The organism is Bacteroides stercoris ATCC 43183 (assembly GCF_025147325.1).
Classification (GTDB): Bacteria; Bacteroidota; Bacteroidia; order Bacteroidales; family Bacteroidaceae; genus Bacteroides; species Bacteroides stercoris.
Genome location: NZ_CP102262.1, coordinates 869,536 through 881,681, shown reverse-complemented (window position 1 = coordinate 881,681; position 12,146 = coordinate 869,536). Strand labels below are relative to the sequence as shown.

Here is a 12,146-nt window from a genome sequence, read left to right as displayed (position 1 = left end):
CCAATAACATTGAATAAAATGAAAAAATATAAACTCTTTATCACATTGGCTGCTTCTCTATTCCTTACAAGCAGCTGCTATGATTTGGATGTATATCCTGAAGACCAATTGAGTTCGGGAACCTTTTTCCAGACTCAAGACCATGCAGACCAAATTATGATGGGTGTCTACAGCCAAATGCAGTCGGATGATATTTTTGGACGTCAGTTCGGTCTTGACTGTTTGGGTGGCATCGGCAGCGGATATGACCCTGCATCATACGCAGTTATAGGTCGCGGTACTTATAACTCTACTTCCGGATTAGTAACCGGAAAATTCAAAAATCTGTACGAAGGCATAGCCCGTGCCAATATCTTGCTTCAAAACGTAGACCGGTGCGATATGAGCGATGAGCTGAAACTGAGATACAAAGCTGAGGCCCGATTTATGCGTGCACTCTATTATTTTACTCTGATGGACTTCTTCGGTCCTGTACCTGTTTATGATGAAAGCACTATCGTAGCCGAAGATTTCATGAACATGCTGGAGCCAAGAAAAAGTCTGGAAGAAGTACGCAAATTTATCATTGACGACTTGGACAACGCCGATACTTACCTGCCTACAGAATGGGATGCGTCCAATGCCGGTCGAGCTACCAAGGCTGCTGCCATGTCGCTGAAGGGTAAAGTGCTACTCTATGCCAAAGAGTATGAAGCCGCCAAAGAATGTTTTGAGGCTGTTGTAACAAACAAGGAAGGCAAATATGGCGAAAAAGAACTCTACCCGGATTATGCAGGCTTGTTCAAACCGGGTGGTGATGAAAGCAGTGAAATGATTTTCGCCATTCAGAACATAGGGGGTGTAGGACAGGATTTCGGTATGCCCACGACTTTCTATATGGGTAGCCGTGCTTCCTATGGAAGTTGCTGGAACAATGTCATGGCCTCTATAGATTTTGTAGACAGCTATGAATGTAAAGACGGAAAGCCCTTTAACTGGAACGACTACTTCGAAGGTTATAACGAGAATATAGATATAAGGAAAGAAGTACTCTATGCCAAGCTGGACAACAGCAAAAAAGTGGTAACTTATCCTGCAAGCCGCGAGAAGCTATTGGAAATGTACGAAAATCGCGACCCGCGTATGAAAGCATCTATTATTCTTCCCTACACACACTATGCCGGCTGGGTGAAAAATGCGCCGAAAGATACAGAATTCATTCTCCTGGAAAAACAGGGTGATGCCCATGAAAACAATGGTTTCATCCGTGTCAATCAGAATTATCAGCTCTATCTCTGGAGAAAATTCGTAGCAGAGGGCAACATGGACGGTGCTATCAATAACCGTGCCGACACTCCGATTAACTTTCCTATCATCCGACTGGCCGATGTGTATCTGATGCTCGCCGAATGTTATAACCAGATGGAAAACGGAGATCAGGAAAAAGCTGTATATTATATCAATAAAGTCCGTAACCGTGCCAGTGTAAATATGCCTGAAATCAATAACGGTGATTCTTGGATGGAAGCAAGAACCAAAGAAGAAGTATTTGCCCGTATCCGTCATGAACGCGCTGTAGAACTGGCAGCAGAAGGCTGGAGCTTCAGTGACATGAGACGTTGGGGCTTACTGGAGGAAGTGGCAGGCCCGGTGAAAGATATCGTAAACAAGAAACTTTATGACCGTGTAGTCAACGAAAGAGACTATCTATGGCCTATTCCGCAGGACGAAATAGATAAGAATCCCAATTTACGCCCTAACAATCCGGGATGGTAATATACACCGGATATGATATAATACTCTGAAAGAAAAAAATCAATACCGGAGTCAGATACAAAAAAGTCCATCGGAAATTATCCGACGGACTTTTTTTATTGTTTGCCCCAATGCAAAAAGCACATGTCCTTGTGCAAAAATCCAAAAAACGACAGCAGATGTTACGGATGAAGCTCCTCAAAGCTTTTATTCTCCTCCTGCATTGTACGGACAGTCTCTTCCAGCTCCCCGATAGGCAGGTCGAGATTATACCAATCATTATAGCAGTCGGTCACATACCAATTACCGCCCACCAGCTCAAACACAACGCGGAGCGAAGGCTCCGACTCATCATACCCCGCCTCAAATTCTTTATAGGCAGGTTCATCCCGGGTAAAACGTGAGATGTAAACTCCTCCTTCCTCTTCTGTGATACGTCCTTCTTTCAATGTTTCACTATCCAGCAACGCCCATTTATCACGGGTAAAAGGAAAAGTCTGCTCTGTCTCGCCGTCATCCTGCAACAATATGATAGGCGATTTCAAAGGAAACTTGATACGTGAATACTGAAATGAAGCACTGGATGTAAACTTATGGAGAAATGACTTGAAATCCTCTCCGGCTGCCAGACTGTTGAAAGTTGAGAGCATAAACGCCATGCACAGACAAACAACAAAATTAATAGCTTTCATAATAGATACGAGTTATTCCGATTTAAAGTGCAAATATACGACAAGCCGGAAATTTACAATGAAAAGCCGGCGGGAATTTACATCTGTTACTTCTTACCCCTCAAATACTCATAACCGAAGCGGCAGCGCAAACAGTCCTTCCTGTCGCAATATTCTTTTTGAAGCTGAAGCAAAGCCTGTGAGTCGGCCGCAGTATAAACGGGAAGTCCGGCTCCACTCCACAGACGGGTGACATGATTGTTCTCGGCTTTCAATGCTTCAAGAAAACAAGTTGCACGGTCACAAAGCCGTTCATCTGCTCTGTGCATTCCGTAAGCATACAGAAAAGGGATAACGGTGTTGATAAGAATAAGGTTCAAAGCATTCTCTCCCAAACGCTTTTCTTGATGGGGCGAGCTTTTTTTAAACATAAAATGTGTCTCCCAATAGGGCGAAGTCCGTGCGGATATTATCTTCTTTATATCTTCCGCAGTTTCGGCCGCCATAACTCGTGAAAACAAAGATTGTTCCTTATGATACAGCCAGGCAAGCTGTGCCAGGCGCACATGGGGGAAATTGCCGGGACGCAAACGTAAAAAACGCCACCGGTCACTACTCACTGGAGCTGACAATTCGAACTTGCGCTGCAAATAATGAAACTCTTTCTGAAGTTCCCGGTAGTAACAATCCTCCTGCCAATCTTCTTCCAAAAGTCCGGCCTGTCCTAAAAAGAACGCCTCTACCTGAAAAAGGCTATCCCGATGCTTGTCTACTGCACGGAAAGGCAGATGAGCGGCCCACGCTTCAAAAGCATCGCCATTCAGACCGAAACCCAGATTACGGGCAAGGGTAATAAAGAATACATCTTCCCAATGATTGTTGCAACGCTCCAGACGTGCGGCAATGGCCTGTGCCTTTTGTTCAAAACGCTCTACCTGCAAAGCCGATAACCAGGAATGGACCGTCAGTTTCGGTAAGGAAGCAAGAATGGAATAACAAGGAGGGTATATTTCCGTCTGACGTAATTCGTCATAACGCCGGCGGACATTGTCCGGACAGTGCAACAGTAGCTGGGGAACAATACCGCCGTTGGCATAGTACACCTCGCAATCCGACTCGCCCACCACATGCAGAATAACATTATCGTAAACCGTATCCCGGTTATGTCCGTGACGAAACCAGTCCGAAGCCTGCGTATGCAACTCAACGTTACCCACCCAAAGCGTACCGTTTATTTTCAGTTTTGCGTTAAAGAAATCGGGGCCTGCATCAGTATTCGGCAAACCGGGATCTATCACTTCGACCGGCTGTCCGGAGGTTGTCTGGAGAGGCATTAAAGGAAATATCTTATGCTTCCAAACGTAATGCAGCAATTGTTCCATTGTTAACTTATCGTTAATGTTGTGCGCAAATGTAAGAAAAAGATTACCTTTGCGACATATAGTTCGTTGATAAACTGAATAAAAACCAAAGAAACAATGAAAATCGCATTAATCGGTTACGGAAAAATGGGTAAGGAAATCGAGAAGATTGCCTTAAGCCGCGGACACGAAATTGTCAGCATCATCGATGTGAATAACCAGGAGGATTTTGAATCGGCCGCATTCAAAAGTGCCGATGTCGCCATAGAATTTACCAATCCGACGGCAGCCTACAACAATTATATGAAAGCTTTCAAGGCAGACGTAAAATTGGTTTCGGGCAGTACAGGCTGGCTGGAAGAACATGGTGAAGAGGTAAGAAAGCTTTGTTCCGAAGGTGGAAAAACCCTGTTCTGGTCATCTAATTTCAGTCTGGGAGTAGCCATATTCTCGGCCGTCAACAAATATCTGGCGAAGATCATGAACCGGTTCCCTGCTTACGACGTAACAATGAGCGAAACTCACCATATACACAAGCTGGATGCTCCAAGCGGCACTGCCATTACCCTGGCCGAAGGTATTCTGGATAATCTCGACCGCAAAAGCCGTTGGGTAAAAGGTACCTTGCAAGCACCGGATGGAACCGTGTCAGGCTCTGTCGAATGCGCTGCCGACGAACTTCCGGTCAGCTCTATCCGCGAGGGAGAAGTACCGGGCATTCACAGCATCCGCTACGATTCAGAGGCAGACAGCATCACCATTACCCATGATGCCAAGACCCGCAGCGGCTTTGCTTTGGGAGCTGTGTTGGCAGCAGAATATACAGCCGGCAAACAAGGTTTCTTAGGCATGAGCGATTTATTTCCATTTTTAAAAGACTAAAGTATTATGAGAAAAGCAACACGTGCCCAATGGGTCAAATTCGGCATAGTTACCCTGCTCTACCTGATGTTCCTTGTCTGGGTGAAAAGTTGGTGGGGACTGATTGTACTTCCTTTCATATTTGACATCTACATCAGCAAGAAAATACCTTGGAGTTTCTGGAAAAAATCCAAGAATCCGGCTGTGCGTGGCATTATGAGTTGGGTAGACGCCATTGTATTCGCTTTGGTGGCTGTTTATTTTGTGAATATCTACATATTCCAGAACTATCAGATACCTTCGTCTTCACTGGAAAAATCATTGCTGGTGGGTGACTTTCTGTATGTAAGTAAAATGAGCTACGGTCCGCGTGTACCGAACACACCGCTTTCCATGCCGTTGGCACAACACACTTTGCCGATATTCAACACCAAATCGTACATTGAATGGCCGCAATGGGAATACAAACGCGTACCGGGTTTCGGAAAAGTGAAGCTGAATGACATTGTCGTGTTCAACTTTCCTGCGGGTGATACGGTAGCGCTTAACAGACAGCAAGAAGATTTTTACAGCCTGGCTTACAGGGAAGGACAGCGCGTATATCCCAATAAAATCAATATGGACAGTCTGACGCGCGACCAGCAGCGTACCGTCTACGACCTTTATTACAATGCCGGCCGTAATCTGATCCGTACCAATCCGCAAATGTACGGTGATATTGTGGTACGTCCGGTCGACCGCCGCGAGAACTATGTAAAACGCTGCGTCGGCCTGCCGGGAGATACCCTGCAAATCAAAGATACACAAGTGTACATCGACGGAAAAGCCATCGAGAATCCGGAAGAGATGCAGCTCAACTATTTCGTACAGACCACCGGCCCGTACATACCGGAAGAGATGTTTCGCGAATTGGGCATCAGTAACGACGACCAGATACTGATGACCGATGACTTCAATTATGAAGAAGGACTTATGCAGATGGGATTGGACCGCCGCGATGCTCAAGGCAGACTGACTCCGGTGTACCACCTGCCCCTCACCCAGAAAATGTACGATACGCTCGCCGGCAATAAAAAACTGGTCAGCCGCATCGTCATGGAACCGGAAAACCTTTCAGGACAAATGTATCCGCAAAACCTCTATACAAAGTGGACACGGGATAATTACGGTCCAGTCTGGATACCGGAAAAAGGTGCGACCATTACCCTGAACAAAGATAACCTGCCCATTTACGAACGTTGCATCGTAGCTTATGAAGGCAATACACTGGAACAAAAACCGGACGGTATCTACATCAACGGACAAAAAACAGACACCTACACCTTCAAGCTGGACTACTATTGGATGATGGGCGACAACCGCCATAATTCCCTTGACTCCCGCTACTGGGGCTTCGTACCGGAAGACCACGTAGTAGGTAAGCCTATCGTTGTCTGGCTCTCATTAGATAAAGACCGTGGTTGGTTTGATGGAAAAATCCGTTGGAACCGCATCTTCAAGTGGGTACATTAATACAGTGACCGGAAGTTAGCGATCAATACACACTATGCGGAGAAGGAATTGGAAGATTGCAGCTACCCTGACCGGAGTAATACTTACAGTGATATTGCTCCGGAGCTGCGTTGCAACTTCCTATCTGATTCCTTCCACAGGAATGGAAAACTCACTGTACCGCGGTGAACGCATCCTGGTAAACAAATGGAGCTACGGACTACGGTTGCCTTTCATAAGCTTATGGGGGTATCACCGTTGGGGCGACAAACCAGTACGTAAGGATGACATTCTTGTATTCAATAACCCTGCCAACCTCTCACAAACAGCAATCGACCAGAGAGAAGTATACATCGGCCGTTGCCTGGGAGTACCGGGAGATACTTTATGGGTAGATTCTCTTTTCTCCGTAATTCCTTCGGAAAAAAACGCTCCCGACCAGAAGTTCCTTTATACATATCCCCGGAAGAAAGAGAAGCAGTTAGACTCACTGCTCACTATCCTTTCTATCCGCCCCAACGTATTATTGGGACAGGATACGGCAAAAAACGTACGCAGCTTCAGCAGGTACGAGTATTATCTGTTGGAACAGGCTTTAGGAACAAACAACTGGATAGAGCCTGCCGATAAAGAAGACTCGGTTGACGTACTGAAACCTCTCATCATCCCCGGCAAAGGGAAAGCCGTACGTGTATATCCCTGGAACATGACACTGCTGCGCAACACATTGGTGTTGCATGAAAGGAAACGGGCAGACATCAAAAATGATACACTATACATAGAAGGAAAACCTGTACAGCATTGTTACTTTATGAAAGATTACTATTGGGTGGGTGCCAACAACTCGATAAACCTGTCAGACTCCCGTTTGTTCGGACTTGTCCCCAAAGACCATGTCATCGGAAAGGCCGCCGTCATCTGGTTCTCAAAGGAGCAGGATACGGGATTGTTCAACGGGTATCGCTGGGACAGGATATGGAGAAAAATAAAGTGATAATCAAACAGCCAAATGATAAAGTACCAGGCAGTAACTCCTGCCGGTTCTTATTTTTTAATTTTTAATTCTTAAATGCTCAATTCAAATGACCGTCTATCTTTCTTCCGCCTATCTGGCTCCGGTTGAATACTATACCAAACTGTTGGCATACGACCAAATATATATCGAACAGCACGACCATTATACCAAACAGACGTATCGTAACCGTTGCACTATTGCTGCGCCCGACGGTGAACTTGCCCTTTCCATTCCTACAGTCAAACCCGACACACCGAAATGTCCGATGCGTGATATCCGTATCTCCGACCACGGCAACTGGCGTCATCTGCACTGGAATGCCATTGAATCGGCATACAACCATACACCTTTCTTTGAATATTACAAAGATGATTTCCGCCCTTTTTATGAAAAGAAATATGAGTTTTTAGCCGATTTCAACGAAGAACTTTGCCACCTCGTCTGCTCCCTGATAGACATACAGCCAACTATAGAACGTACCTCAGAGTACAAAGCTATATTTACACCCAACGAAGTAGATTTTCGTGAACGCATTCATCCTAAGAAAGACTTCCGCTTGGAAGATACGGATTTTTTTCCGCAACCCTACTATCAAGTGTTTCAGGAAAAACTCGGCTTCCTGCCCAACCTCAGCATTATCGATTTGCTGTTCAATATGGGACCGGAAAGCTTATTGATATTGCAACAAAGCAATTCATCTGTTCATTCCAATTCCATCACCTGATACAAATTATATAAATTCTGAGACTTTTCTAACAATAAGAGAAGTATTAATTCCATATCTTTGCCATACAAACCTAAAGAATACACATCTGTATAACTAAATACATAAATCATGAAAAACTTATTCGACATTAAAGACAAAGTAATCGTCATAACAGGCGGTTGTGGCATTTTAGGAAAAAACATCGCCAACTATCTGGCCGAGCAAGGAGCTAAAATCGTGATTCTGGACCGTGTGGAAGAGGCAGGCAGGGAACTGGAAGCCGAGCTTAACCGAAAGTCCGAAGCCCTGTTTCTCGTAACCGACGTACTGAACAAGGAAGTGCTGGAAGAAAACAAGAAAGCCATCCTCGAACACTTCGGCACTATCGATGTGCTGCTGAACGCCGCAGGCGGCAACATGCCGGGCGCTACCATCGCTCCGGACAAGACCGTGCTCGACCTCGATGTGGACGCATTCCGCAAAGTGGTAGACCTGAACCTCTTCGGTACGGTGCTTCCCACCATGGTGTTCGTAGACGTCATGGCAAAGAACAAGAAAGGCGCCATCGTTAATTTCTGCTCCGAATCCGCCCTTCGTCCGCTGACGCGCGTGGTAGGTTACGGTTCCGCCAAAGCGGCCATCGGCAATTATACACGCTATATGGCGACCGAACTGGCAACCAAATTCAGCCCCGAACTCCGCGTGAACGCCATTGTTCCGGGATTCCTGCTCACCAACCAGAACCGTGCGCTGCTCACCAACCCCGACGGTTCGTACACAGACCGTGCAAAGACCATCATCGCCCACACTCCGTGCGGACGCTTTGCCGAACCGGAAGAACTGTTCGGAACCATCCACTACCTCATCAGTGATGCTTCCAGCTTCGTGACCGGGGCACTCTCGGTGGTGGACGGCGGTTTCGACGCATTCTCCATCTGATGAAATCCGTGAGAGTATGCCAAAATAAAACTCACTTGCTATCTGTTTCTTTTTTAGGCACGGATTACACGGATAGACACGGATTTATTTTATCCCTTTTTCCGTGGAATCCGTGTAATCCGTGCCTAAAAAAGAAATCATCAAGTGTATTTTGGCACATCCTCATTCATAATAGACAGACATATACTTTATAAACTTATACCATTACAATATGATACTTTGTGAACAAACCTGGCGCTGGTACGGTCCTAACGACCCCGTCAGCCTATGGGACATCAGACAGGCCGGAGCCACCGGCATCGTGAACGCCCTGCACCACATCCCCAACGGTGAGGTGTGGACGGTGGAAGAAATCATGAAACGCAAGGAGATGATTGAAGCCGCAGGTCTCCGCTGGTCGGTCGTTGAAAGCGTACCCGTACACGAGCACATCAAGACGCAGACCGGAGATTTCCAACGGTATATCGACAACTACAAGGAAAGCCTGCGCAACCTCGGCAAATGCGGTGTGAACATCGTGACGTACAACTTCATGCCCGTACTGGACTGGACACGTACCGACCTTGCCTACGAGCTTCCCGACGGCAGCCGCGCCCTGCGCTTCGAACGCGCGGCCTTCATCGCTTTCGACCTCTTCCTGCTGAAGCGCCCCGGTGCGGAAGCCGATTACACCGACGCGGAAAAGGCCAGGGCCAAAGCCCGCTTCGAGCAGATGACGGAAGACGACAAGCAGTTGCTGGTACGCAACATGATTGCCGGCCTGCCCGGTTCGGAAGAGAGCTTTACCTTGGAGCAGTTCCAGAAAGAGCTTGACCGCTACAGGGATATCACCCCCGAAAAGCTGCGCTCCAACCTGATATATTTCCTCAGCGAAATCTGTCCCGTTGCCGACGAGGCCGGCGTCGAGCTGGTGATCCATCCGGACGACCCGCCCTGCTCAATCCTGGGCCTGCCGCGTATCATGAGCTGTGGCGCCGATTTCCAGGCTCTGATTGACGCTGTTCCCAACAAGAGCAACGGTCTGTGCCTGTGCACCGGTTCTTTGGGCGTAAGCAGCGCCAATGACTGTGCCGCCCTGATAGAGCAGTTCGGCGACCGCATCAACTTCGTGCACCTGCGCAGCACGCAACGCGATGAGGAAGGCAACTTCTACGAAGCCAACCATCTGGAAGGCAACGTCGATATGTACCATGTGATGAAGGCTTTCCTCGAACTGCAGCAGCGCCGTAAGGTTTCCATCCCGATGCGTCCCGACCACGGTCACCAGATGGTGGATGACTTGAAGAAGAAAACCAACCCGGGGTACTCCTGCATCGGCCGTCTGAGAGGATTGGCAGAGCTGAGAGGGCTGGAAATGGGAATCGCCAAATCCTTGTTTGAATAAGGAATTCCTTTAAAAACGTGCTAAAAGCCATTCAACTGCAATGATACTGCGATTGAATGGCTTTTTTATAACCTGATACCCCATATTGAGAAATTCTTTCCTATATTTGCCCCTTGAACCCCCAAAACAGATTTATCATGAAAAACTTAACACTCCAACGAGTGGCTGCGGTAGATGTATTCCGCGCACTCACCATGTTCCTTATGCTCTTCGTAAACGACATTCCCGGTTTGAAGAATGTTCCTCACTGGCTGATGCACGCCGCTGCCGATGAGGATATGCTGGGATTTTCCGATACCATCTTCCCGGCCTTTCTGTTCTGCATGGGCATGTCAGTATCCTTTGCCATACAGAACCGTTATAAAAAGGGTGATACAACCACACAGGTCATTGCACATATATTCTGGCGTACGGTGGCGCTCATTGCCATGGGGCTGTTCTCGCTTAACAGCGGCGGCATCGAAGGCGGTCTTTCCCATTCCTGGTTTACTATCCTTATGGTAATCGGTTTCTTCCTGACATGGGGAGTATATCCAAAGGCCGAAGGTACAAAAAAAGCCCTTTTCACCGTAATGAAAGTGGCAGGCGTGGTATTGCTTGCAACGCTGGTTATTTATAAAGACCTCAACGGGAAACCGTTCCATACAAGTTGGTGGGGAATCCTCGGTCTTATAGGCTGGACATATGCCGTATGTGCCGGCATCTATCTGTTCACCCGCGAAAGCCTGCGTAAAAACGCGGTTGCATGGTTTGCAGTGATAACGCTCGCTGTAATCAGCCATTCCGGCCTTATCCCGGAAGAGTACGGAAGCCGTATCCTGTTGCTGCCTTTCATTCCCAGTGACTGGACGCTGCACGCATTCGGAATGTCGGGCCTGCTGACCTCCTTGCTCATGCAACGCTATGCCAATCGCGAACACCCGGGCAAATTCATCGGTATGCTCTGCATCCTTGGTGCCGGCATGTTGATTCTTGCACTGGTTTCGCATCCATACTGGATTATCTCCAAGATACAGGCTACCCCGTCCTGGCTGTTTTATTGTCTTGCCGCCTTCTTCCCGTTATTCGGCTTTTTCTATTGGCTGACCGATGTAAAGGGCAAAACCAACCGGTTCGATATAATCAAACCCGCAGGAACGGCAACGCTCACTTGCTACATTCTTCCCTATATATGGTACTCCGTCCAGCAATTAGCCGACTGGACTTATCCGGAAGCATTGGGAAGCGGTGTACCGGGACTGCTCAAATCGCTTATCTTCTCCATCATCATCGTACAGTTGACAGGACTGCTGGTGAAAGGCAAAATAAAACTGAAAGTTTAAAATACTTCATGACTATGTTGAAAATTCAAACTCCCAACGGCGAAAACAGAGTTCTGCTCCATTCCTGCTGTGCTCCCTGTTCCTCTGCCATCATTGAATGCCTGCTGGCAAACGGCATCCGCCCGACAGTGTTTTATTGTAATCCCAACATCTATCCGCAAGAGGAATATGAGATAAGAAAGCAGGAAGCCGTTCGTTTCGTAACGTCCCAAAACCTCGATTTCATCGATGCGGATTACGATTATACCCACTGGCGGAACACAATGCTGGGACTGGAAAACGAACCGGAACGAGGCAGCCGTTGCCTGAAATGCTTTACATTACGCCTGACGGAAACGGCGCGCTATGCTTCCGAACACGGCTTCTCTGTCTTTACCACTACCCTCGCATCTTCGCGTTGGAAAAGCCTCGACCAGATAAACGAAGCGGGAAAACGGGCAGCCGCCCTTTATCCCGGTACAATCTTTTGGGAACAGAACTGGCGGAAAGGCGGATTGCAAGACCGCCGCAACCAGCTCCTCAAAGAGTATGACTTCTATAACCAACTGTACTGCGGCTGTGAATTCAGCAGAAAACGGTTGGAACAGCCTGAAGAGAATAAGCGGGAATAAGGCATTTTTAGTAAAGGGAGATTCCAAAAACAAGCAGCCGGACCACACATC

At 47.4% G+C, this 12,146-nt stretch carries 11 protein-coding genes; 9 read left to right on the top strand and 2 right to left on the bottom strand.

What is annotated here, in order from left to right:
* Window positions 1–18 precede the first annotated feature (18 nt).
* Complete coding sequence (locus NQ565_RS03730) at window positions 19–1,755, top strand: RagB/SusD family nutrient uptake outer membrane protein (protein ID WP_005655897.1); 1,737 nt, start codon at window positions 19–21, stop codon at window positions 1,753–1,755.
* A 161-nt stretch (window positions 1,756–1,916) separates the two neighbouring features.
* On the opposite strand, the gene NQ565_RS03725 is transcribed toward NQ565_RS03730, so the two are convergent.
* Both NQ565_RS03725 and NQ565_RS03720 read right to left on the bottom strand, forming a co-directional pair.
* Window positions 1,917–2,426, bottom strand: a complete 510-nt coding sequence (locus NQ565_RS03725; RefSeq protein WP_005655896.1) for a hypothetical protein — start codon at window positions 2,424–2,426, stop codon at window positions 1,917–1,919.
* A gap of 86 nt (window positions 2,427–2,512) precedes the next feature.
* On the bottom strand, window positions 2,513–3,787 hold the full coding sequence (locus NQ565_RS03720; protein WP_005655894.1) for a DUF2851 family protein: 1,275 nt from the start codon (window positions 3,785–3,787) through the stop codon (window positions 2,513–2,515).
* A gap of 96 nt (window positions 3,788–3,883) precedes the next feature.
* Here NQ565_RS03720 and dapB point away from each other — a divergent pair, with 96 nt between their 5' ends.
* From dapB to NQ565_RS03680, 8 genes are all read left to right on the top strand, one after another.
* Window positions 3,884–4,648: a 4-hydroxy-tetrahydrodipicolinate reductase gene (gene dapB, locus NQ565_RS03715; RefSeq protein WP_005655893.1), complete on the top strand. Its 765-nt coding sequence runs from the start codon at window positions 3,884–3,886 to the stop codon at window positions 4,646–4,648.
* Window positions 4,649–4,654: 6 nt separating this feature from the next.
* Window positions 4,655–6,139, top strand: a complete 1,485-nt coding sequence (locus tag NQ565_RS03710) for a S26 family signal peptidase (protein WP_005655891.1) — start codon at window positions 4,655–4,657, stop codon at window positions 6,137–6,139.
* A gap of 34 nt (window positions 6,140–6,173) precedes the next feature.
* The gene (gene lepB / locus NQ565_RS03705; RefSeq protein ID WP_016661028.1) at window positions 6,174–7,112 is read left to right on the top strand and encodes a signal peptidase I; all 939 of its coding nucleotides are present in this window, start codon (window positions 6,174–6,176) and stop codon (window positions 7,110–7,112) included.
* 88 nt (window positions 7,113–7,200) lie between these two features.
* The gene (locus NQ565_RS03700; RefSeq protein WP_005655887.1) at window positions 7,201–7,857 is read left to right on the top strand and encodes a WbqC family protein; all 657 of its coding nucleotides are present in this window, start codon (window positions 7,201–7,203) and stop codon (window positions 7,855–7,857) included.
* A gap of 111 nt (window positions 7,858–7,968) precedes the next feature.
* Complete coding sequence (locus tag NQ565_RS03695; protein ID WP_005655884.1) at window positions 7,969–8,778, top strand: SDR family oxidoreductase; 810 nt, start codon at window positions 7,969–7,971, stop codon at window positions 8,776–8,778.
* A gap of 211 nt (window positions 8,779–8,989) precedes the next feature.
* On the top strand, window positions 8,990–10,162 hold the full coding sequence (uxuA, locus tag NQ565_RS03690; protein WP_005655882.1) for a mannonate dehydratase: 1,173 nt from the start codon (window positions 8,990–8,992) through the stop codon (window positions 10,160–10,162).
* A 137-nt stretch (window positions 10,163–10,299) separates the two neighbouring features.
* Entirely contained in the window at window positions 10,300–11,484 is a 1,185-nt protein-coding gene (locus NQ565_RS03685; protein ID WP_005655880.1) for a DUF5009 domain-containing protein, read from the top strand.
* A gap of 14 nt (window positions 11,485–11,498) precedes the next feature.
* Window positions 11,499–12,095, top strand: coding sequence for an epoxyqueuosine reductase QueH (locus NQ565_RS03680; RefSeq protein ID WP_040315939.1), 597 nt, complete (start codon window positions 11,499–11,501; stop codon window positions 12,093–12,095).
* The last annotated feature ends 51 nt before the right edge of the window (window positions 12,096–12,146 follow it).

What these genes read in the sequence shown, in the direction of transcription:
- NQ565_RS03685 (WP_005655880.1), top strand. Translation starts at nt 10,300, where the DNA reads ATGAAAAACTTAACACTCCAACGAGTGGCTGCGGTAGATGTATTCCGC.
- NQ565_RS03680 (WP_040315939.1), top strand. Translation starts at nt 11,499, where the DNA reads ATGTTGAAAATTCAAACTCCCAACGGCGAAAACAGAGTTCTGCTCCAT.
- NQ565_RS03730 (WP_005655897.1), top strand. Translation starts at nt 19, where the DNA reads ATGAAAAAATATAAACTCTTTATCACATTGGCTGCTTCTCTATTCCTT.
- NQ565_RS03720 (WP_005655894.1), bottom strand. Translation starts at nt 3,787, where the DNA reads ATGGAACAATTGCTGCATTACGTTTGGAAGCATAAGATATTTCCTTTA.
- NQ565_RS03695 (WP_005655884.1), top strand. Translation starts at nt 7,969, where the DNA reads ATGAAAAACTTATTCGACATTAAAGACAAAGTAATCGTCATAACAGGC.
- NQ565_RS03700 (WP_005655887.1), top strand. Translation starts at nt 7,201, where the DNA reads ATGACCGTCTATCTTTCTTCCGCCTATCTGGCTCCGGTTGAATACTAT.
- uxuA (WP_005655882.1), top strand. Translation starts at nt 8,990, where the DNA reads ATGATACTTTGTGAACAAACCTGGCGCTGGTACGGTCCTAACGACCCC.
- lepB (WP_016661028.1), top strand. Translation starts at nt 6,174, where the DNA reads ATGCGGAGAAGGAATTGGAAGATTGCAGCTACCCTGACCGGAGTAATA.
- dapB (WP_005655893.1), top strand. Translation starts at nt 3,884, where the DNA reads ATGAAAATCGCATTAATCGGTTACGGAAAAATGGGTAAGGAAATCGAG.
- NQ565_RS03710 (WP_005655891.1), top strand. Translation starts at nt 4,655, where the DNA reads ATGAGAAAAGCAACACGTGCCCAATGGGTCAAATTCGGCATAGTTACC.
- NQ565_RS03725 (WP_005655896.1), bottom strand. Translation starts at nt 2,426, where the DNA reads ATGAAAGCTATTAATTTTGTTGTTTGTCTGTGCATGGCGTTTATGCTC.